Source organism: Eikenella halliae (assembly GCF_001648475.1).
Classification (GTDB): Bacteria; Pseudomonadota; Gammaproteobacteria; order Burkholderiales; family Neisseriaceae; genus Eikenella; species Eikenella halliae.
The window spans coordinates 98,747-119,025 of sequence record NZ_LXSQ01000007.1; the positions used below are offsets into that span (position 1 = coordinate 98,747).

At 56.8% G+C, this 20,279-nt stretch carries 21 protein-coding genes; 7 read left to right on the forward strand and 14 right to left on the reverse strand.

Annotated elements, in window-relative coordinates:
- Positions 1–63: 63 nt before the first annotated feature.
- The 8 genes from nuoH to ndhC all read right to left on the reverse strand — a co-directional run bounded on the left by nuoH (position 64) and on the right by ndhC (position 8,173).
- On the reverse strand, positions 64–1,134 hold the full coding sequence (gene nuoH, locus A7Q00_RS02660; protein WP_035580103.1) for an NADH-quinone oxidoreductase subunit NuoH: 1,071 nt from the start codon (positions 1,132–1,134) through the stop codon (positions 64–66).
- A gap of 2 nt (positions 1,135–1,136) precedes the next feature.
- The gene (gene nuoG, locus A7Q00_RS02665; RefSeq protein ID WP_064089100.1) at positions 1,137–3,392 is read right to left on the reverse strand and encodes an NADH-quinone oxidoreductase subunit NuoG; all 2,256 of its coding nucleotides are present in this window, start codon (positions 3,390–3,392) and stop codon (positions 1,137–1,139) included.
- Positions 3,393–3,533: 141 nt separating this feature from the next.
- Positions 3,534–4,829, reverse strand: a complete 1,296-nt coding sequence (gene nuoF, locus A7Q00_RS02670; RefSeq protein ID WP_003822945.1) for an NADH-quinone oxidoreductase subunit NuoF — start codon at positions 4,827–4,829, stop codon at positions 3,534–3,536.
- Positions 4,830–5,015: 186 nt separating this feature from the next.
- Positions 5,016–5,489 (reverse strand): NADH-quinone oxidoreductase subunit NuoE, encoded by a 474-nt coding sequence (gene nuoE / locus A7Q00_RS02675; protein ID WP_064089101.1) that lies wholly within the window; start codon positions 5,487–5,489, stop codon positions 5,016–5,018.
- Positions 5,489–6,745 (reverse strand): NADH dehydrogenase (quinone) subunit D, encoded by a 1,257-nt coding sequence (gene nuoD / locus A7Q00_RS02680; RefSeq protein WP_064089102.1) that lies wholly within the window; start codon positions 6,743–6,745, stop codon positions 5,489–5,491. The genes nuoE and nuoD overlap by 1 nt, the downstream gene beginning before the upstream one ends.
- Positions 6,735–7,325, reverse strand: a complete 591-nt coding sequence (locus A7Q00_RS02685) for an NADH-quinone oxidoreductase subunit C (protein ID WP_064089103.1) — start codon at positions 7,323–7,325, stop codon at positions 6,735–6,737. Before A7Q00_RS02685 ends, nuoD begins: the two co-directional genes overlap by 11 nt.
- Before the next feature lie 9 nt (positions 7,326–7,334).
- A complete protein-coding gene (locus A7Q00_RS02690) occupies positions 7,335–7,814 on the reverse strand; it encodes a NuoB/complex I 20 kDa subunit family protein (RefSeq protein WP_064089104.1) in 480 nt (159 codons plus the stop codon).
- A complete protein-coding gene (gene ndhC / locus A7Q00_RS02695) occupies positions 7,805–8,173 on the reverse strand; it encodes an NADH-quinone oxidoreductase subunit A (RefSeq protein WP_064089105.1) in 369 nt (122 codons plus the stop codon). Before ndhC ends, A7Q00_RS02690 begins: the two co-directional genes overlap by 10 nt.
- 435 nt (positions 8,174–8,608) lie before the next feature.
- Between ndhC and mgtE the strand changes: the two genes are divergently transcribed.
- Positions 8,609–10,030: a magnesium transporter gene (gene mgtE / locus A7Q00_RS02700; protein ID WP_064089106.1), complete on the forward strand. Its 1,422-nt coding sequence runs from the start codon at positions 8,609–8,611 to the stop codon at positions 10,028–10,030.
- A 253-nt stretch (positions 10,031–10,283) separates the two neighbouring features.
- Positions 10,284–10,724, forward strand: coding sequence for a DUF705 domain-containing protein (locus A7Q00_RS02705; RefSeq protein WP_425387492.1), 441 nt, complete (start codon positions 10,284–10,286; stop codon positions 10,722–10,724).
- Positions 10,725–10,915: 191 nt separating this feature from the next.
- Here A7Q00_RS02705 and A7Q00_RS02710 read toward each other — a convergent pair whose 3' ends face one another.
- The 5 genes from A7Q00_RS02710 to A7Q00_RS02730 all read right to left on the reverse strand — a co-directional run bounded on the left by A7Q00_RS02710 (position 10,916) and on the right by A7Q00_RS02730 (position 15,016).
- The gene (locus A7Q00_RS02710) at positions 10,916–11,536 is read right to left on the reverse strand and encodes a hypothetical protein (protein WP_064089107.1); all 621 of its coding nucleotides are present in this window, start codon (positions 11,534–11,536) and stop codon (positions 10,916–10,918) included.
- Positions 11,537–11,898: 362 nt separating this feature from the next.
- Positions 11,899–12,393, reverse strand: coding sequence for a DUF1841 family protein (locus tag A7Q00_RS02715; RefSeq protein ID WP_064089108.1), 495 nt, complete (start codon positions 12,391–12,393; stop codon positions 11,899–11,901).
- A 20-nt stretch (positions 12,394–12,413) separates the two neighbouring features.
- Positions 12,414–12,986 (reverse strand): RDD family protein, encoded by a 573-nt coding sequence (locus tag A7Q00_RS02720; protein ID WP_064089109.1) that lies wholly within the window; start codon positions 12,984–12,986, stop codon positions 12,414–12,416.
- Between the two features lie 90 nt (positions 12,987–13,076).
- Positions 13,077–13,601 carry a DUF3465 domain-containing protein gene (locus A7Q00_RS02725; protein WP_064089110.1) on the reverse strand — a complete coding sequence of 175 codons (525 nt, stop codon included), beginning with the start codon at positions 13,599–13,601 and terminating at the stop codon, positions 13,077–13,079.
- 197 nt (positions 13,602–13,798) lie between these two features.
- Positions 13,799–15,016, reverse strand: a complete 1,218-nt coding sequence (locus A7Q00_RS02730) for a uracil-xanthine permease family protein (protein WP_064089111.1) — start codon at positions 15,014–15,016, stop codon at positions 13,799–13,801.
- Between the two features lie 86 nt (positions 15,017–15,102).
- On the opposite strand from A7Q00_RS02730, the gene A7Q00_RS13305 reads away from it, so the two are divergent.
- The 5 genes from A7Q00_RS13305 (at position 15,103) to trpD (ending at position 18,743) form a co-directional block, all read left to right on the forward strand.
- Positions 15,103–15,261: a hypothetical protein gene (locus A7Q00_RS13305; RefSeq protein ID WP_156503705.1), complete on the forward strand. Its 159-nt coding sequence runs from the start codon at positions 15,103–15,105 to the stop codon at positions 15,259–15,261.
- A 74-nt stretch (positions 15,262–15,335) separates the two neighbouring features.
- A complete protein-coding gene (locus A7Q00_RS02735; RefSeq protein ID WP_064089112.1) occupies positions 15,336–15,914 on the forward strand; it encodes an aminodeoxychorismate/anthranilate synthase component II in 579 nt (192 codons plus the stop codon).
- A 101-nt stretch (positions 15,915–16,015) separates the two neighbouring features.
- Positions 16,016–16,462 (forward strand): GatB/YqeY domain-containing protein, encoded by a 447-nt coding sequence (locus A7Q00_RS02740; RefSeq protein WP_064089113.1) that lies wholly within the window; start codon positions 16,016–16,018, stop codon positions 16,460–16,462.
- 103 nt (positions 16,463–16,565) lie between these two features.
- The gene (locus A7Q00_RS02745; protein ID WP_064089114.1) at positions 16,566–17,612 is read left to right on the forward strand and encodes an ankyrin repeat domain-containing protein; all 1,047 of its coding nucleotides are present in this window, start codon (positions 16,566–16,568) and stop codon (positions 17,610–17,612) included.
- An 87-nt stretch (positions 17,613–17,699) separates the two neighbouring features.
- Complete coding sequence (trpD, locus tag A7Q00_RS02750; protein WP_064089115.1) at positions 17,700–18,743, forward strand: anthranilate phosphoribosyltransferase; 1,044 nt, start codon at positions 17,700–17,702, stop codon at positions 18,741–18,743.
- A 553-nt stretch (positions 18,744–19,296) separates the two neighbouring features.
- On the opposite strand, the gene A7Q00_RS02755 is transcribed toward trpD, so the two are convergent.
- Entirely contained in the window at positions 19,297–20,100 is an 804-nt protein-coding gene (locus tag A7Q00_RS02755; RefSeq protein ID WP_064089116.1) for an autotransporter domain-containing protein, read from the reverse strand.
- Positions 20,101–20,279 lie beyond the last annotated feature (179 nt).

The window sequence follows — 20,279 nt, forward strand, 5'->3', positions numbered from 1 at the left end:
GGTTTGAAACGGTTAAAAATTTGGGTTCAGGCTACCTGAAAACTTTCAGACGGCCTCCCTGCCCTATTTCCACAAGCTCCACGGCGAAGCCATCCACAGGCCGTAGAAAACGATGGCGACAAAGCCGATGGGAATCAGCACTTTCCAGCCCAGGCGCATGATTTGGTCGTAGCGGTAGCGCGGGAAAGTGGCGCGAATCCACAGATAGCCGTAGAGCACGAAGGCCATTTTGGCAAACATCCAAATCGGGCTGGGCGTACCGACGATGCCCCAGCTTTGCGGGAAGGGCGACAGCCAGCCGCCGAGGAACATGATGGAGGTGAGCGCGCCGATTAGAATCATGAAGATGTATTCGGCGAGGAAAAACAGGGCGAAGGCAAAACCGGAGTATTCAACGTGGAAACCGGCCACGATTTCGGATTCGCCCTCGGCCACGTCAAACGGGGCGCGGTTGGTTTCGGCCACGGCGGAAATCAGGTATACGAGGAACACGGGGAACAGGGTGAACCAGTTCCACGAGAAAATCGAGCCGCCCGCAATACCGGTGCTTTGCGCGGCCACGATGTCGTTGAAGTTCAGGCTACCTGAAACCATGATTACGCACACCAAAGCCGCACTCATGGCGATTTCGTAGGAAATGGTTTGCGCGGAGGAGCGCATCGCGCCGAGGAAGGCGTATTTCGAGTTGGACGCCCAGCCGGCAATAATCACGCCGTACACGGAAAGCGAGGTAATCATTAAGATATACAGCAGCCCGGCATCGACTTTGGTTAAAAGCCATTGGTCGGAGAACGGCACCACCGCCCACGCGGCAAACGAGGGTGCAAGCGAGAGCATGGGACCGATGTAGAACAAGGCTTTGTTGGACGAGCTGGGGCGGGTAACTTCTTTAAACAGCAGTTTCAACACGTCGGCAAACGGCTGAATCAAGCCCCACGGGCCGGTCACGTTCGGGCCGACGCGCAGCTGCATGAAACCGATGACCTTGCGCTCGAAGTAGGTCAGGTAGGCCACGGTCAGGATCAGCGGCACAAGGATAATCACGATTTTGACGACAATCGACACCAAGAGGCCGATGTCGTTGCCCGCCGCGCCGAACCAGCCGGCAAACAGGGCTTGAAACCATTCCTGCATCATCAGACTCCTTCCAGTTCAATCGCGTTCATCAGCCCGCCCAACGCGGCGTTGGCCGGATGCTGCGGCAGGTGGACGACGTTGGGCGGCAATATGTTGTCGGCCATTACGGTTACGCGCACGCGGCTGCCGTTCTGCACAGCTTCGGCGGTTGTGCCGTCGGCGAGGCCGAGCGCGGCCAGCGTATCGGGATGGACGCGGGCGGCGGGCACTTGGGCGTGCGAGGTTTGCTGCAGCGCTTCGGCGCGGCGCACGATGGCGTCGGTGTGGTAGATGCCGACGCCGCCGGTGCGGATCAGGCCTGCGGCGGCAGGCGCGGCTTCGCCCTGCCAGTTGCTGCGGTTGTTCAGTTTTTCAGGTAGCCTTTGGGCATCCAGCGCGTCGTGCAGGATTTGCTCACTGCTGTCGTATTCGAAGCCTTCCAGCTCCAGCAGATTGCCCAGTACGCGCAGGATTTTCCACAGCGGGCGGCTTTCGCCCAAGCCTTTTACTACGCCGTGGAAGGATTGCAGACGGCCTTCCATATTGACGAAGCTGCCGGAAGTTTCGGTGAACGGGGCAATCGGCAGCAGCACGTCGCACACGTCGAGCAGGGTATCGCTGACGAACGGGGTGAACGCCATCACGCTCTTGGCCTGTTTCAGCGCGGCCACGGCGGCGGCTCCGCCCGCCACGTCGGCTTCCGGCTCAACGTTGAGCAGCAGCACGGCCTGTTTCGGCGCGGCAATCATTTCGGCAATGCTGCCGCTGTCGGCATTCAGCAAATCCGCGCCCACGCTGTTGGCCGCCTGCGGCAGGATGCCGAATGACGCGCCGGTTTGTTCGGCCAGCCTTTGCGCGGCGGCGTAAATCGCGGCGTAGTCGGGGTGGTTTTGCGCTTCCGCACCGAGCAGGACGGCGGCTTTTTCCGCGTCTTTCAAACCGGCGTGAATCGGGTTGGCGGCATCGGCGGACAGGGTTTTCAGGTAGCCTGCCCATTGGTTCGGATGCAGGGTTTCCTGTGCGGCCAAGGGCATATGCAGTTGCTCTTTACGCGCGGCTACCACGCTGATTTTGCTGCCTTGGTTGGCCGCCACGCGCAGGCGGGCGGTGAGCAGCGGCTGCTCTTGGCGCAGGTTCGCGCCCACCACCAACACGGCTTGCGCATCGGAAAGGTCAGCGATATTGCAGCCCAGCCATTGCGCGCCTTGCAACGTGCCTTTCAGACGGCCGTCTTGTTCGCGCAGGCGGGTGGCAAAGTGGCGGCTGCCGATGCCGTTAGCCAGTTTTTTCGCCAGATAGAGTTCTTCCAACGTGTTCATCGGGTTGGCCCAAAAGCCGATTTGCTCTTGGTTGCCGTCTTTGGTGATGCATTCGATGCCGTTGCGCACGTATTCGAGCGCGGTTTGCCAGTCCACATCGATCCATTCGCCGCCCTGCTTGATTTTCGGGTTTTTCAGACGGCTTTCGTGGTTCAGGCCTTCGTAGGCGAAGCGGTCGCGGTCGGACAGCCAGCATTCGTTGATGGCTTCGTTTTCCAGCGGCAACACGCGGCGAACGGTGTGTTCTTTGGTTTGCACGATCAGGTTGCTGCCCAATGCGTCGTGGGCAGACACGGATTTGCGGCGGTTCAATTCCCATGAGCGGGCGTTGAAGCGGAAAGGTTTGCTGGTGAGCGCGCCCACGGGGCAGAGGTCGATGACGTTGCCAGAAAGTTCGGTTTCCACGGCGCGGCCGATGAAGGTGAGGATTTCGGAATGTTCGCCGCGGTTGGCGATGCCGATTTCCTGGTTGCCGGCGATTTCTTCGGTAAACCGCACGCAGCGGGAGCAGTGGATACAGCGGCTCATTTCCTGCGTGGAAATCAGCGGACCCATTTCTTTGGCCACCACAGCGCGTTTGGCTTCGGTGTAGCGGGTGGTGGATTTGCCGTAGCCGACGGCCAAATCTTGCAGCTGGCATTCGCCGCCCTTGTCGCACACGGGGCAGTCGAGCGGGTGGTTGATGAGCAGGAATTCCATCACGCCTTCCTGCGCTTGTTTGGCCATTTTGGAATGGGTGTGCACCACCATGCCGTCGGTTACCGGTGTGGCGCAGGCGGGCAGCGGCTTGGGCGCTTTTTCCACTTCCACCAGGCACATGCGGCAGCTGGCGGCGATGGAAAGTTTTTTGTGGTAACAGAAGTGGGGGATGTAGGTGCCGAGCTTCTGCGCCGCTTCAATCACGGTCGCGCCCTGCTCTACCGATACTTCCTTACCGTCAATGCTGATTTGTAACATGGTGTATTTCCTACGTTACGGGTATTTAAAATTTTTCGTTGTGAGGCCGTCTGAAAAAAGGCGGCGGCCTGCGGGCTGTGTTTCAGGCAGCCTGTTTTCAGACGGCCTTTTTGCTTTCAGGTAGCCCAATTATTCCGGCAGCTAGCACCACTTGTGCTCTTTCATCGGTTTGCCGTGTTCGATGTAGTGGACGAATTCGTCGCGATAGTGCTTCATGAAACCGCGCACGGGGAAAACGGCGGCGTCGGCAAGGGCGCAGATGGTACGGCCGGCCATGTTGTTGCCGATGCTTTCTAAAAGTTCGAGGTCTTCCATGCGGCCTTGGCCGTTTACGATGCGGTGAACGATGCGGTAGAGCCAGCCGGTGCCTTCGCGGCAGGGAGTACATTGGCCGCAGGATTCTTCGAAGTAGAAGTAACTCAATCTTTCCAATGCCTTAACCATGCACACGTCTTCATCCATCACGATGACCGCGCCGGAACCGAGCATGGAACCGGCTTTGGCGATGGCGTCGTAGTCCATGGTGAGGGTCATCATCATGTCACCGGGAATCACGGGCGAAGAGGAGCCGCCCGGAATAACGGCTTTCAGTTTTTTACCACCGCGCACGCCGCCTGCCATGGCCAAAAGGTCGGCAAAGGGCGTGCCGAGCGGCACTTCGTAGTTGCCCGGGCGTTCCACGTGGCCGGATACGGAAAAGAGTTTGGTACCGCCTGCGTTGGGAATGCCTTTATCGGCAAAGGTTTGACCGCCGTCGCGGATAATAAAGGGAACAGAGGCGAAAGTTTCGGTGTTGTTGATGGTGGTGGGTTTGCCAAACAAACCGAACGAAGCCGGGAACGGAGGTTTGAAGCGCGGCTGGCCTTTTTTGCCTTCGAGCGATTCGAGCAGCGCGGTTTCTTCACCGCAGATGTATGCACCGTAGCCGTGGTGGGCGAAGAGTTCGAAATCGAAGCCGCTGCCCAGGATGTTTTTGCCAAGGAAGCCTGCTTCCCGGGCTTCGGCCAGAGCGGCTTCAAAGCGTTGATAGCCTTCAAAGATTTCGCCGTGAATGTAGTTGTAACCGGCACACGCGCCCATGGCATAGCCGCCGATAATCATGCCTTCAATCAGGGCATGCGGATTGAAACGGATGATGTCGCGGTCTTTGAAGGTGCCGGGCTCGCCTTCGTCGGTGTTGCAGACGATGTATTTTTCGCCGGGGAAGGAACGGGGCATGAAGCTCCATTTCAGGCCGGACGGGAAGCCGGCACCGCCGCGCCCACGCAGGCCGGAAGTTTTAACTTCGGCAATCACGTCGTCTTGCGGCGTTTTTTCGGCCAAAATTTTACGCAGGGCGGTGTAGCCGCCGCGTTTGACGTATTCGTCCAGCGTCCAGCAATCGGGATTGGCGGTATCCACTTGGTCAAAAATCACGCCTGATTGGTAAATAGCCATTTTGGTGTGCCTATGTGTTTCGGTTTCTGCTGCGGCCTTGTCGGTTTCAGACGGCCTGTCAATATTGCGGTGTTTTTCAGGTAGCCTGTTAGGCCGTCTGAAAAAGGGTTTTCTGTTTTCTTTCTGTTCGGTTTCGAGGCGACCTGCGTTGGTTTTTCAGACGGCCTTTGCGGTTTCAGGTAGCCTCTAACCCAATTCAGCGAGTTTGGCTTCAATCGCTTCTTCAGTCATGAAGCTGCACATTTTGTGGTTGTTCAGGAGCATCACGGGGGCATCGCCGCATGCGCCCATGCACTCGCCTTCGACCAAAGTGAATTTACCGTCGGGCGTGGTTTCGCCGTAGCCGATGCCGAGTTTTTTCTTCAGGTATTCGCCGGCATCCACGCCGCCACGCAAGGCGCAAGGGAGGTTGGTGCAGACAGTGAGTTTGTATTTGCCGATAGGCTTGAGATCGTACATATTGTAAAAGGTGGCAACCTCATAGGCCTGCACGGGAGGGATACCGATGTAGTCGGCAACAAATTCGATGGTTTCGGGGGCGAGCCAGCCTTTTTCGGTTTGGGCGATACGCAGTGCCCCCATGATGGCGGAGCGGTGGCGATCAGCCGGGTATTTGGCCAATTCGGTATCGATTTGTTTCAAGGATTCTGCGGATAACATTAGCGGTCTACCTCTCCGAATACGATATCTTGCGTGCCGATGATGGCAACGACGTCGGCGAGCATGTGGCCTTTGGCCATTTCGTCCATACCTTGCAGGTGGGCGAAGCCGGGGGCGCGGATTTTCAGGCGATAGGGTTTGTTGGCGCCGTCTGAAATGATGTATACGCCGAATTCGCCTTTGGGGTGTTCCACGGCGGTGTAGGTTTCACCCTCGGGCACGTGCATGCCTTCGGTAAACAGTTTGAAGTGGTGGATAAGGTCTTCCATGCCGAACTTCATTTCGGTGCGCTTGGGCGGGGCAACTTTGTGGTCGTCCACGATGACGGGGCCAGGATTAACACGCAGCCAATCGACACACTGCTGAATGATGCGCACGGATTGGCGCATTTCGTTGATGCGGCAAAGGTAGCGGTCGTAGCAGTCGCCGTTTACGCCGACGGGGATGTCGAAATCCATTTTGTCATAAACTTCGTAGGGCTGTTTTTTGCGCACATCCCATTCGATGCCCGAGCCGCGCAGCATCACGCCGGTGAAGCCTTTTTGCAGGGCGCGTTCGGGGGAGACCACGCCGATGCCGACGGTACGCTGTTTCCAGATGCGGTTGTCGGTGAGCAGGGTTTCGAGGGTGTCGATGCGGCCGGGGAAGCGTTGGCAGAAGGCTTCGATAAAGTCGAGCATGGTGCCTTCGCGGGCTTCATTGAGCTCTTTCAACACTTTGGCGTTGCGGAATTTGCTGGCTTCGTATTTCGGCATGAAGTCGGGCAGGTCGCGGTATACGCCACCGGGGCGGAAATAGGCGGCGTGCATGCGCGCACCGGAAACGGCTTCGTACAAATCCATCAGTTCTTCGCGGTCGCGGAAGGCGTAGAGGATGGCGGTCATTGCGCCGATATCGAGGGCGTGCGAGCCGATGCCCATCAGGTGGTTCAGAATGCGGGTTACTTCCGCAAACATGGTGCGGATGTATTTGGCGCGGATGGGAATATCGATACCGAGCAGTTTTTCCACGGCCAAGCAGTAGGCCTGCTCGTTTACCATCATGGAAACGTAGTCCAACCTATCCATATACGGCAGGGTTTGCAGATAGGTTTTGGTCTCGGCAAGTTTTTCTGTGCCGCGATGCAGCAGGCCGATGTGCGGATCGGCGCGGACGATGGTTTCGCCTTCCAGCTCCAAAATCATGCGCAATACGCCGTGGGCGGCGGGGTGCTGCGGGCCGAAGTTAATGGTGTAGTTTCTGAGTTTAGTGGCCACCGTAGTTCTCCTCGCGGACGACGCGCGGGGTAATTTCGCGCGGCTCGATGGTTACAGGCTGATAGATAACGCGTTTTTCGGTTTCGTCGTAACGCATTTCGACATAGCCGGAAATGGGGAAATCTTTGCGGAAGGGGTGGCCGACAAAGCCGTAATCGGTGAGGATGCGGCGCAGGTCGGGGTGGTTTTCGAAGACGATGCCGTACATATCGAAGGCTTCGCGTTCGTACCAATCGGCGCTGTTGTAAATATTGATAACAGATTGAACCAGCGGGAAATCGTCGTTTTCCGCCCACACGCGCACGCGGATGCGCTGGTTGTTTTTCACAGACAACAGCTGGCTGACCACGGCAAAGCGTTTGCCCGGCCACGGTTCATTTTTATAGGTGCTGTAATCGACACCGCACAAATCCACTAGGAGCTCAAAGTGCATTTCTTCGTGGTCGCGCAGGGTCTGCATGATATCGAGATAGTGTTCGGGGCGGCATTCGACGGTTATTTCATCCAAAGCCAGCAATACTTTGTCCGCCTTGCCTGCCAAGATGCGCTGTGCCGCGCCGTGTAAATCTTTCGGGTGCATGGTGCGCTCCTAGTTACGGGCAATGGTGTAAGTACGCTTGATTTTGCCTTGAAGCTGAATCAGGCCGTAAATCAAGGCTTCGGCAGTCGGCGGGCAGCCGGGCACGTATACGTCTACCGGCACCACACGGTCGCAACCGCGCACCACTGAATAGGAATAATGATAATAACCGCCGCCGTTGGCGCACGAACCCATCGACAACACCCAACGCGGCTCGGCCATCTGGTCGTACACGCGGCGCAGGGCGGGTGCCATTTTATTGGTCAGCGTACCGGCCACAATCATCAAGTCGGATTGGCGTGGCGAGGGACGGAAAATGATACCGAAACGGTCGAGGTCGTAACGCGCCATACCGGCATGCATCATTTCCACCGCGCAGCAGGCCAAACCGAAGGTTACCGGCCACAGCGAGCCGGTGCGCACATAGTTGAGCACCGTATCCGCGCTGGCGGTAACGAAACCTTTATTCAGAATGCCTTCTACTCCCATTCCAGCGCTCCTTTTTTCCACTCATACACAAAGCCCACACCGAGCACGGCGATGAAGACAAACATCGACCAGAAGGCAAACTGCCCCGACTGCGCCAGCAAATCTTTGAACACCACCGCCCACGGAATCATAAACGCCACTTCCAAATCGAACAGGATGAACAAAATCGCCACCAAGTAATAGCGCACGTCGAATTTCATACGTGCGTTTTCAAACGCCTCGAAGCCGCACTCGAACGGCTGGTCTTTTTCGGCATAGTGGCGTTTGCTGCCCAGCAGCGTGCCGAGCAGGATAAACAGCACACCGGCAATCAGGCCGACCAAGATAAAGATAAATACGGGAAAATAGTTAGCCAACATGGTTTGCACTCTGAAATAGACATAAAAATGCAGGTAAAACCAACTCGTATTGTAACCAAATTTTTTTCCGCATTCAAAATAAACAGGCTGGAAAATACAATATTATCATTACATTATAATGATAATAATTTTCTATATTAAAATTATGCAGGTAATCCTTAGAATATTCCGATCAGTTCTGATTTAAATCAACGCTATAAGTTTATCCGTATAAAATATATGGATATGACGCATAATTGACCAACCGCAGGCTACCTGAAAGCAGTTTGTCGCCTCAGTGCAAAAGCGTGTAGAATGCGGCGGTTTGCTATTGATGCCAGATTGGGGCTTCAAATTTATGGATCCTTCCGGTTCCCACAAGATTCTGTTTTTCCTTATTTATTCTTCCTGATTTCTCCCGTGCGCCATTACCGTGATGCACGGTAAGGAGTGCGCATGCCTACCCTACTGCCCTCTTCCGAACAGCCGCAGATCGATACCGCCCGTATCCACGAACTGGCCGACGCCCTGCTGCCGGTGTATGACACCATCCGGCCCGACAGCGTGCTGGACAACCCCTATTTAAACAGCTGCCTGGCCGAACTCATCGAAATCCTGCACGAGCTGCATCCGGCCGATATTGCTGCCGTACTCGAATCGCTGCCGCTGCAATCCCGTCTTTTGGTATGGAAACTGGTGGAGCCGGAGAGCGACGGCTCCATCCTGTTGGAAGTATCCGATGCCGTCCGCGAATCTCTGATTGAAAACATGGAGCGGCAGGAAATCCTGGCTGCCGTAGAAGACATGGACGTGGACGACTTGGCTGAGCTGGCCGACGACCTGCCGCGCCAAATTGTGGCCGAAGCCCTGCAATCATTGGGCGAGGAAGAACGCGCCCAAGTGCAGGCCTCCATGTCGTTTGCCGACGACCAAGTGGGTGCCATCATGGACTTCGAGCTGGTAAGCATCCGTGCTGATGTTACCTGCGAAGTGGTACTGCGCTACCTGCGCCGCTTCGAGAGCCTGCCCAACCACACCGACAAAATCTTCGTGGTCGACGAAAACGACGTCTTGCAAGGCGTATTGCCCATCCGCAAGCTCCTCGTGGCCGATCCCGACGAAATCGTGGAGCACATCATGGCGCGCGACATTGTGCGATTCCGCCCCGAAGACAACACCGAAGAAGCCGCGCAAGCGTTTGAGCGTTACGACTTGGTAACCGCGCCCGTGACCGATGCCGATGGTAAGCTTATCGGCCGCCTGACCGTGGACGAAATGGTGGACGTGATTCGTGAAGAAACCGAAGCCGATATGTTGAACATGGCCGGTTTGCAGGAAGACGAAGACCTGTTCGCGCCCGTGCTTGATTCCGTGAAAAACCGCTGGATGTGGCTGGCCATCAACCTCTGCACCGCCTTCCTCGCTAGCCGCGTCATCGGCGCATTCGAAGGCAGCATTGCTCAAATTGTCGCCCTGGCCGCGCTGATGCCGATTGTGGCCGGTATCGGCGGTAACTCCGGCAACCAAACCATCACCATGATCGTACGTGCCATGGCTATGGGGCAGCTTTCAGGTAGCCAGGCGCTGTACCTGTTGCGCAAAGAAGTGGGGGTGGCGCTGATCAACGGCGTGATTTGGGGCGGCGTGATGGGCGTGGTGGCCTGGCTGCTGTATAAAAACATCGGCATCGGCCTGGTGATGGTGGCCGCCATGACGCTAAACCTGCTGCTCGCCGCCACCGTGGGCGTGCTGATTCCGGTGATCATGGATAAACTCGGTCGCGATCCGGCACTGGGCAGCTCGGTGCTGATTACCGCCGTTACCGACTCCGGCGGCTTCCTGATCTTCCTCGGGCTGGCTACGATATTTTTGCTTTAATCTCAATTTCATATATAGTGGATTAACAAAAAACAGAACAAGGCAGCAAGCCGCAGGCAGTACAAGCCATACGGCAAAGCGAGCCAACGCTGAAGCATTTTTTGTTCACTCACCATAAAGTTTTCAGGTAGCCTTTCCCTACCAAGCAGAGGCTACCTGAAAATTTTTAGAGGCCCAAAACTGATTCCACCATACAGCTACAGCCCGTTCCATATCAAACCGCAACATAGCCATATATAGTGAATTAACAAAAATCAGGACAAGGCGGCGAGCCGCAGACAGTACAGATAGTACGCAAGGCGAGGCAATGCGGTACTGGTTTTTGTTAATTCACTATAAAATCAGCAGCAGCTTCAGCCTCCTTTTTTCAGGTAGCCTCATCATGAACCCATCCCGCCCCAAAGCCATATTCGTAGATGTCGATGACACGCTGGTGCGCAGCGTCGGCCAAACCCGCATCCCCATGCCCGCCGTCATCGCCCATATCCGCCGCCTGCACGATGCCGGCCACCAGCTCTATTTGTGGAGCAGCGGCGGTGCGGATTACGCCCGCGCCAGTGCGGAAGAGCTGGGTATCGGTCAATATTTCCAAGCCTTTCTGCCCAAGCCGCAAGCCTATATCGACGATCAAGCCGTTGCCGACTGGCGCTTCTGCCGCCACATCCTGCCTGCCAACAGCAGCGAAATCGAATAATCCGCCCTTCCCGAACCATCCGCCTGCAATTCACCAAACCAATATAGTGAATTAACAAAAACCAGTACCGCATTGCCTCGCCTTACCGCACTATCTGTATCGTCTGCGGCTCGCCGCCTTGTCTTGTTTTTTGTTAATCCGCTATAAAAGGCAAAAGGCTACCTGAAATTTTCAGGTAGCCTTTTGCCCAATCAAAACGCTGTCTGCAACAACGGCCGGAATGCCTTGGTTTCCAGCTTGCCTAGACCGTAGATTTTGGCCTGCCCGCCATGCGGCCGGGTTTGGAATTGGTAATTCAGGCCGGGATGCCGCCATTCCAAACCGGCGGGGATATTGGCCACCAAGCAGTCGCGGGTTCGGCTGCTGCAGAATTCCAGCCAGGCGCGGCTGTGTGAGAAGTGTTTCGCATCCGATTCATCGGCCGTGCGGATTTTGGATTGGCGGTATTGCGCCATTAAAAATTGGAGAATCGGTACGATTTTTTCCCGATTGTCCGCTTTTTGGTAGACAGCCATACTGTTTGTGCCGTTTTTCATACCATCAATCGTTATCGGGGCTACAGCCGTAATCTGCGAAGGGAATGTCCACATTTCCAAGGTGAGCGAATCATCCTGAATCAGCTTCTCGGCAAATGCCTCCAGCACTTGGTCTTCATTTGCGGCGGCAATTTTCGGCACGGAAGCCGCTTCCCGCGCGCCATTGGGCACGGCGGGGCGGCCAGCCGTTTGCGTGCCTTGGTGTTGCAGGACAACCTGTGCGCAGGCAGACGACAAACAGGCAGCGAATGCTGCTGCCAAAACGATTTTTTTCATTTTTGTTTCCTGATTAACTTAAAACACAAACGGCCCATTTTTCAGGTAGCCTGACAGGGGATGGGCTACCTGAAAACATGAGTTTCAACAAATCCGAAACCGCATACATGCGTTTCGCACACACTATCCATGCAGCTATGCTTACCAACGCTAGATTCGGGAGTGAGACCAATGGCTGCCGCCCATTTCCAACTATCGCCAAAATACTTATTCCTTCATACCGCATCGGCCAGCCTGACCATCACTATCCGTACCGTCCGCGCCCCAACGCTTGATAGGAGAAATCATTATTTCAGCTACAACCCTATCACTCATCAAGGCTACCTGAAAATATCGGGCTCGAACCAAACCAATACCCGAAACTACTGCCCCGTTTCCATCTTTGCCACTTCGTGTGGGTTGAGCCTTGCTTCATCTTCCTGCCCCAAGCCGACTAGGCGGCGCAGGCGGGTCATATAGAGGTTTACATCCAGCCCCTGTCCGTTGCGCTGCGCGCTCCAGATGGTTTCGGCCAGCGCGTCCATCATATCGTGTTCGGCGCGCACCCAGTTGCCGGCATAGCGGCCTTGCAGCTCGTGGTGGATGGCGCGGATGCCGGGCGGTTGGTCGATGTCGCTTTGCTCTTGTATGGAAAGGTGCAGCGACAGGTGCAGGAAGGGGTTGGTTTCGCCCTGCTCCGGCGTCCAGTTGTGGTCGAGGTAGCGTTCGATATTGTCGAGATAATGGTGATATTCGGGGTGGGCTTCGATGATGCGCAGAGCTTTTTGCTGGAGTTTGTCCAGTTGCAGCGGGGTAAGGCGTTGCCGCCATATGTCGGCAAAAAAGCGACGTACGTCGTGGGTGTTTACATCATACATTTTCAGGTAGCCTTTGGCGCTTAATCGCGGATAACCAAGGTTTTGGCCAGCATATCCTGCCCGGTGCGGCGGTTGCCGTCTTCCATAAACATCATCAGGATGCAGGCCGAGGCCGCCACCAAGGAGAGCATGCCGCCGATAAGCGGGAGGAATTTCAGCAAAATGGCCAGCGGCAGCAGGACGGCGGCTTCGCGCAACAGAAGGTATTGCACCAGGCTGGGTTCGCTGCCGTCTTCGCTGATCACGCGGATACCCATCATGCGTTTGCCCAGGCTTTGCCCGCTATTGGCCATCAGCATGGCCTGCCCGATTACATAGGCAAGCATCGCGCCGTAGCCGATGAGCGCAGGGTTGCCGAAATTGCTGCCGAATAGGCCGCCGACTAGGCCAGTAATAAAGTTGACACCGATGGTAAACACCAGCATTATCAAAAGATTCAACGCTGCTGCTGCCACCCGCCGCCACGGCGCGGCCAGCTCCACATTGATGCCGTCTTCATCAAACACTTCGTCTTCCAACACGGCGGAACGGAAAACTTGTTTGATCTCTTCACCTATCTGGCTGTTGAAATTGGGTTGACGAAAATCCCGCATGATTATTCCTTTCTGATTAGTCTGACGTTTGGCTTATGGGGCTACCTGAAAACCGCCTCCCGCTGTTTTCAGGTAGCCTGTGAAATGCCGCTACTGATAGCGCTGCCCGTTATGCTCCAGCCAGCCGTCCGCATGGCGGCCGGCCGGGTCGCGGTGCGTCCAGTGGATCACGCCGCCTTGGGCGTTGTATTCGTATTCGCCGGAAAAGCCCACCGTGTCGCCACGCTGCAAACGCGGAATGCGCGGCGCGAGGTCGATATTGTGTGCCACCAATACGGTTTGGCCGTTGGAGAGTTTCATGATGAAACGCTGGTGGCGCGAGCCTTGGGTGTCGTCGGGCAGGGTGCGGTGCACTTTGCCGCTGCCGCTCACCTGCACATCGCTGCGCTGCTCGGCAAAGGCTTGGGCAATCAGTTCGGCGCCGTCTGTCGCGCCCCGCTTGGCAGCAGCTTGGGCAGCATTTTGGCGTGGCGTGCGCGCCTGCTCGACTACGGCGGTTTTCGGCGGCGCCGCGCCCTGCTCCGGCTTGGATTTCGGCTGTTCGGCAAAGTGGAAATAGGCGGCGATGCCGAGCAACACCAAGAGCCACAGCCATTTGTTTTGTTTCTTATTCATTGTTGTTTGGATTGGTTGGCGGGCTACCTGAAAGCTTGCGCTTGCGGAAGCGGCGTTTTAGCTCCGCAGAAACTTAGCTTCCTTCGGAAACGGTGTTTTAGCTCCGCAGAAACTCCGCCTCCTTCGGAAACGGTGTTTTAGCTCCGCAGAAACTCCGCCTCCTTCGGAGACTCCGTTTTCAGGTAGCCTCAAATGGGTTAGTCGTCATGCCGCACATCGGGCAACAGCAGGCTCAGGAGAATCGCCAGCAGCGCGCACAAGCCCACGCCGGCGAAGCTGAAACTGCCCAGCTTCATTTCCATGCCGCCCACGCCCACGGTGAGCACCGAGCTCACAATCACCAGGTTTTTCGGCTGCATCAGGTTTACCTGTGCGTCGATCAGCGTTTTCAGCCCCAGCGAAGCAATCGTGCCGAACAGCAGAATCATCACCCCGCCCATCACCGGCAGCGGAATCGAAGCCAGGAAAGCATTGAATTTACCGAAAAACGCCATGCAGATGGCGAAGATGGCCGCCCAAGTCATGATGGCCGGATTGCTGTTTTTGGTGAGCATCACCGCGCCCGTTACCTCGCCGTAAGTGGTTACCGGCGGGCCGCCGATCAGGCCGGCCACGCACACGCCCAGGCCGTCGCCGGCCAGCGTTCTGTGCAGACCCGGCTCGGCGGCATAATCCTTGCCGGTTACCTTGCCGATGGCCATGATGCCGCCGATGTGCTCAATCGCAGGCGCAATCGCCACCGGCAACATAAACAGCGCGGCCTGCCAATTCACCTGCGGCGAATGGAAATGCGGCACGGCAAACCACGGCGCGGCCACAATCGGCGCGGTATCCACCATGCCCATGGCCAAAGCCATCAAATAGCCCGCCGCCACCCCGATTAAAATCGGCACCAGCTTCATCATCTTGCTGCCGAACACCGCCACCATCACGGTTACCGCAAACGTAAAGCCGGAGAGCAGCAGCGAATGGGTGTAGTCCAGCACCTGATTGCCGCCCGCCCGGCCCATCGCCATATTGCCGGCCACCGCCGCCACCGAAAGCCCGATCACCATAATCACCGGTCCGATCACCACCGGCGGCAGCAAACGGTTGACCACCGGCAGCCCGAAATACTTAATCAGCGCGGCAAACACAAAATACATAAAGCCCGCCGCAAACAGCCCGAACATCGTGCCGCCCATGCCCCATTCCTGCATGGCATAGATAATCGGCGCGATAAACGCAAACGACGAACCCAGGAAAATCGGCACCTTGCGGCCGGTCAGCGCCTGAAACAGCAGCGTACCGATGCCCGCGCCCAACAGCGCCATCGCCGGGTTCAACCCCGTGAGCAGCGGCACCAGCACCATTGCGCCGAAGGCCACAAACAAAATCTGCGCCCCCGCCACTGCGGTTTTGAAAGATTGAAACATGTTTCCTCCTCGAAAAATTCAGTCGGCAAAACGGGCGGGATTATACCCGAGAGCCTGTGCCTCCGCATCGCTTGGGCTACCTGAAAATGGGAATCCTGCCTGCCGGAAGAAACGCTAAAAATGATGACGGATTAAAAAACGGCACTTTCCCGAAAGGCAGAAAAGATGGCAGAATCACATACTGGCTGGAGAGCGAAATCCAGCGTCGGATTCTTGAAACCGCAGAAGCCGCCGGTAAAAATTAAAGCGGGTATAACGGCGGGCATTAAGAGTAACCATTAAAACATACCATATTATAAATCAATAATATATCCAAATTATGCTTTTATTCATCGACAACTACGACTCCTTCACCTACAACATCGTCCAATATTTCGCCGAGCTCGGCCAAGAAATCAGCGTGCGCCGCAACGACGACATCACGCTGGACGAAATTGCCGAACTCCAACCCCAATACCTCGTGATCGGCCCCGGCCCCTGCTCGCCCAAAGAAGCCGGCATTTCCGTGCCGGCCCTGCGCCGCTTTGCCGGGCAGATTCCCATTTTGGGCGTGTGCCTCGGCCACCAGGCCATCGGCGAAGCCTTTGGTAGCCGCATCGTGCGTGCGCAAGAGCTGATGCACGGCAAAGTATCGCCCGTGCACCACACCAACAGCGGCGTATTCGCCGGCCTGCCCAATCCCGTAAACTGCACCCGCTACCACAGCCTCGCCATCGAACGCGCCAGCCTGCCCGAATGTCTCGACATCACCGCCTGGACGGCAGACCGCGAAATCATGGGCGTGCGCCATAAACAATATGCCGTGGAAGGCGTACAATTCCACCCCGAAGCCCTGCTCACCGAACATGGCCACGATATGCTGGCCAACTTCCTCAAAGAACATGCTGCCCGTACGTAGCCAGTGAGCCGAACTTATCATTCCCGCATCGGCTCGCTTCGCAGAAAACTAAAGGCTACCTGAAACTTCAAATTCAAACCTCAAACAAAAAGGAGAACACCATGAGCCTGAAAGCCCGCCTCACCGAAGACATGAAAACCGCCATGCGCGCCAAAGACACGCTCGCCCTATCTACCATCCGCCTGGCCAATGCCGAAATCAAACGCTACGAAGTGGACGAGCGCACCGAAGCCGACGACGCCAAAATCACCGCCATGCTCAGCAAAATGATTAAGCAGCGCAAAGAAAGCGCCGCTATCTACCACGAAGCCGGCCGCCAAGATTTGGCCGACAAAGAGCTGGCCGAAGTGTCCATCCTCCAGCGCTACCTGCCCGAAATGCTTTCCGAAGCCGAAATCCAAAGCGCTGTGGCCGAAGCCATCGTCCAAACCGGCGCATCCGGCATGGCCGATATGGGCAAAGCCATGGGCGTGTTGAAAAAACGCCTCGCCGGCCAGGCCGACATGAGCGACGTGAGCCGCCTACTCAAAGCCGCCTTGCAGAAATAGCATCCCACAGGCTACCTGAACATGCCGACAGCTTTCAGGTAGCCTTTCTTTCCCCCGCAAAGGCTACCTGAAACGCAGTACTATATATTCACCCCATCACACCATGGCCAAGAAAAAGAAAACCCTGCCCAAAGATTTCACCGAGCTGCTAGCCGCCAACGACTTAAACACCCTCAAAGCCGCGCTTAGCCAATGCGAGCCCAATGCCTACGATCGCTATGCATTTAACAAACCCGCCCTATCCTTCTACGACATTCCCGTAGAGCTGATGGCCTGGTTGTTGGAACAAGGTGCCGACATCAATGTAAAAGACGAATACGGCCGCACCCCGCTCCACTATCACGCCCAAGTGAACAACACAGCGCAGCTCGCCTTCTTGTTGGCACAAGATGCAGACATTCACGTCCAAGACACCTACGGCAACACCCCGCTGCATTTTGCCGGATATCATGCCGATGCCGCCCGCCTGTTAATCGAACACGGTGCCGACATCAAAGCCAAAGGCGACAGGAGGCACGACGTGGTGGAACGTATGCTCAGCCGACTGAGCAGCGGCGAAATCGCCCGTGCCGCCCAAGCCGCCGCAGTGTATTTGCAGGCGGGCTACAAGCCCACCAAGCTGGCTAAAGAGCAGGTTGTCCGTATCGGCGAAGATTTCGAATTCCACCGCGCCGGCTTCAACCCCGAATTCCTGGCCGAAACCGAAGCCGGTCTGCAACAGCTCTACCGCCTGTTTGCCGTGCCGCCCGTGCCCAAACGCATCCAACACGACGGCCAATCCCCCATCATGCTCGCTGGCGATACCTGGGAACAACGCTACGAACAAGCTTGGGTGCTGCTCGTACCTGGCAGCGGCCAGGCCGGCACCATGCAGGGCGAAGCCGTACGCATCGCGGGCAAGATCAACGACGAACTCCTGCGCAACGCCATGGGCAACTGGGATAAGGAATACCGCAAAATGCTCACCGCCCTCGGCGGCTATTTGCAACAAGGCAACGCCCTGTCGGCAAGCCAACTGGCCGAAGTAGCCCACATCTCCAAACACATGTTGGAAGACGACGGCACCGGCAGCAGCCGTCTGTGCGAGCTGGCCACCCTTTGGGTGTGCCGCAACCCCGAGCCGATTGCCTTGGAAAAACCCACATACTGATATTAACCACCCCCCTTTTTCAGGTAGCCTTTCTTTCCCCCGCAAAGGCTACCTGAAATCACCCGAACCATCACACAAGGAAACCCGATGTTTACCCCCCAACAAGCCCTGCAGCGCCTGCTCAGCAACAACGAACTCTTCCACGACGAAATGACCGACCTCATGCGCCAAATCATGCGCGGCGAAGTAGCCCCCGAGCTGATTGCCGCCATCCTCATCGGCCTGCGCATCAAAGTGGAAACCGTATCTGAAATCAGCGCTGCCGCCCAAGTGATGCGCGAATTTGCCGCCAAAGTGCCCGTGTCCGAGCCAGACAAACTTGTCGACGTGGTCGGCACCGGCGGCGACGGCGCGCACACCTTCAATATTTCCAGCACCGCCATGTTCGTGGCCGCCGCTGCCGGTGCCAAAGTGGCCAAACACGGCAACCGCAGCGTGTCCTCCTCCAGCGGCTCGGCCGACGTGATGGAGCTGGCCGGCGTCTCCCTCGCCCTCTCGCCCGAACAAGTGGGGCAATGCATCGACCAATGCGGCGCCGGCTTCATGTTTGCCCCCAACCACCACAGCAGCATGAAATACGTCGCCCCCGTGCGCCGCGCGCTCGGCGTGCGCACCGTATTCAACATCTTGGGCCCGCTCACCAATCCCGCCGCCGCCGCCAACCAGCTCATCGGCGTATTCCACATTGACTTGGTGGGCATCCTCGCCCGCGTGTTCCAGCAGCTCGGCAGCAAACACGCCCTCGTGGTGCACGGCAGCGACGGGCTCGACGAAATCACCCTCACCGGCCCCACCCGCGTGGCCGAGCTCAAAGACGGCCTGATTGCCGAATACGACATCCACCCCGAACAATTCGGCCTGCCCGTGCGCGCCAACCTCAACGATATTAAGGTGGCCTCCGCCGCCGAATCCCTCGCCATGATGGACCGCGTGCTCGCAGGCGAAGCCGGCGCCCACCGCGACATCGTGCTGCTCAACGCCGGCGCCACCCTCTACGCCGGCAACGTGGCCGCCACGCTCGACGAAGGCGTGGACAGGGCGCGCGAAGCCATCGACAGCGGCAAAGCCCGCGCCAAACGCGAAGAGGTGGCCGCCTTCTCGCAAAAACTGGCCGCACAACAGGCGAAATAGTGCAGATAAATTTCAGGTAGCCTTTGAGGCAAGCCTAACATGATGAAAAGGCTACCTGAAAAAGCAACCGCCTAAAATACTGTTCAGACTGGTATTTATAGTGGATTAACAAAAATCAGGACAAGGCGACGAGCCGCAGACAGTACAGATAAGGCAACGCTGTACTGGTTTTTGTTAATTCACTATAACGCTTTCCCCTACGATCGGGGCGTCATATAAGGCTACCTGAAATTTCAGGTAGTCCCATGCCCCGCAACAACCAAGGAAACCCATGCGCGATCCCGAATTTTTCCTCCACCGCTACGCCCCCACCACCAATCTCATGGCCTTTTTGGAAGTCCCCTATGACAAGCTGGTTGATTTTATCGTGCAGTGAGTAGGGTGCGTGCGGAACGCACGCACGCGGCTGGAATAACACGGGCAACTTGGCATAACGGGCAACGGCGTGACACCTGCGGCGCACACCTACACGCCCCCAAGCAGCCGACAAATCGGATGAAGAAAGGCTGCCTGAATTTCAGGCAGCCTTTGCGTTGCAGACAAGCGCGGCGGTTTAAAAGCGCAGGCCGGCGCGGATGCCGAAGGCGTGCGTGCGGCTGGTGGACGAATTGAAATGTTGGCCGGCATGGTCGCGGGCATGGGTTTTGTAATGCTCGTAGCGGTAATAAGGGCCGAAGGTCAGCGCCAGATTCGGGGTAAATTGTTTCTGCGCATCCACACCCAATCCTAGGTCATAGCTACTGCCTTTATGCGTTTCATCGGGTATGTTGTAAGCCTGCGACCATTTGGTTTCCGCACGACTACGCAGGCTGACCTGTGCTTCCCCCCACGGGGTGATGCTCCAGCCACCGCCCAAGTCCTGCTCGTATTCCGCCTGTGCTTTCAGGTACAGAATGCCTGCATTAACGTCCACGGCATTCGGGGCATGGACTGTGCGGTGTTTGCTGGCATTGTCGCCACCATAGGTATAGCCCAAACCGCCGCCCACGCGCAGACCGCCCTGTTTGAAACCGGACGGGGAATACAGGTAGCCCGCATATAGGTCGATGTCGTCGGCTTTAGCACCGTCCACCAAAGTTACGCCGTTTGCTTTTACATCAAAACTGCGGCGGGTATAGCTCAATTCGGCACGGATGGCGTGCTGTTGCGCCAGCGGGATATCGGCACGGCCGCTTAGGACAAAGCCATCGTCGTTTTGCTTGACATCGCCGCTTTTTGTATTGCTATGTTTGTAGCCGGTGGTAACGGTATAGCGCCCGTCTTTAATCGGGTGCAGCGGGGTTTCTTGGGAATCGGGCGCGGCGGATGCGGCGGCGGCGAAGGAAAGGATGGCAAGGGCGAGTAGGGTTTTCTGCATAATTCGGTCTCCTTGGAATGGGGATTGAACGATGCTGCAAAAGCCCGAAAAAAAGGGCTGCACAGCGGGGGCTGCACAGCGGGGGCTGCACAGCGGGGGCTGAGGCGGCAAACCTGCCTGCGGCGGTTTGCCGCCTCAGCCAAACTTATTATCAATCATCCGAGCCTAGGCTTACAATT

Excerpts from the sequence above, each read along its gene's own strand:
- nuoH (WP_035580103.1), bottom strand. The coding sequence starts at position 1,134 with ATGCAGGAATGGTTTCAAGCCCTGTTTGCCGGCTGGTTCGGCGCGGCG.
- nuoG (WP_064089100.1), bottom strand. The coding sequence starts at position 3,392 with ATGTTACAAATCAGCATTGACGGTAAGGAAGTATCGGTAGAGCAGGGC.
- nuoF (WP_003822945.1), bottom strand. The coding sequence starts at position 4,829 with ATGGCTATTTACCAATCAGGCGTGATTTTTGACCAAGTGGATACCGCC.
- nuoE (WP_064089101.1), bottom strand. The coding sequence starts at position 5,489 with ATGTTATCCGCAGAATCCTTGAAACAAATCGATACCGAATTGGCCAAA.
- A7Q00_RS02685 (WP_064089103.1), bottom strand. The coding sequence starts at position 7,325 with ATGCACCCGAAAGATTTACACGGCGCGGCACAGCGCATCTTGGCAGGC.
- A7Q00_RS02690 (WP_064089104.1), bottom strand. The coding sequence starts at position 7,814 with ATGGGAGTAGAAGGCATTCTGAATAAAGGTTTCGTTACCGCCAGCGCG.
- ndhC (WP_064089105.1), bottom strand. The coding sequence starts at position 8,173 with ATGTTGGCTAACTATTTTCCCGTATTTATCTTTATCTTGGTCGGCCTG.
- mgtE (WP_064089106.1), top strand. The coding sequence starts at position 8,609 with ATGCCTACCCTACTGCCCTCTTCCGAACAGCCGCAGATCGATACCGCC.
- A7Q00_RS02710 (WP_064089107.1), bottom strand. The coding sequence starts at position 11,536 with ATGAAAAAAATCGTTTTGGCAGCAGCATTCGCTGCCTGTTTGTCGTCT.
- A7Q00_RS02715 (WP_064089108.1), bottom strand. The coding sequence starts at position 12,393 with ATGTATGATGTAAACACCCACGACGTACGTCGCTTTTTTGCCGACATA.
- A7Q00_RS02720 (WP_064089109.1), bottom strand. The coding sequence starts at position 12,986 with ATGCGGGATTTTCGTCAACCCAATTTCAACAGCCAGATAGGTGAAGAG.
- A7Q00_RS02725 (WP_064089110.1), bottom strand. The coding sequence starts at position 13,601 with ATGAATAAGAAACAAAACAAATGGCTGTGGCTCTTGGTGTTGCTCGGC.
- A7Q00_RS02730 (WP_064089111.1), bottom strand. The coding sequence starts at position 15,016 with ATGTTTCAATCTTTCAAAACCGCAGTGGCGGGGGCGCAGATTTTGTTT.
- A7Q00_RS13305 (WP_156503705.1), top strand. The coding sequence starts at position 15,103 with ATGGGAATCCTGCCTGCCGGAAGAAACGCTAAAAATGATGACGGATTA.
- A7Q00_RS02735 (WP_064089112.1), top strand. The coding sequence starts at position 15,336 with ATGCTTTTATTCATCGACAACTACGACTCCTTCACCTACAACATCGTC.
- A7Q00_RS02740 (WP_064089113.1), top strand. The coding sequence starts at position 16,016 with ATGAGCCTGAAAGCCCGCCTCACCGAAGACATGAAAACCGCCATGCGC.
- A7Q00_RS02745 (WP_064089114.1), top strand. The coding sequence starts at position 16,566 with ATGGCCAAGAAAAAGAAAACCCTGCCCAAAGATTTCACCGAGCTGCTA.
- trpD (WP_064089115.1), top strand. The coding sequence starts at position 17,700 with ATGTTTACCCCCCAACAAGCCCTGCAGCGCCTGCTCAGCAACAACGAA.
- A7Q00_RS02755 (WP_064089116.1), bottom strand. The coding sequence starts at position 20,100 with ATGCAGAAAACCCTACTCGCCCTTGCCATCCTTTCCTTCGCCGCCGCC.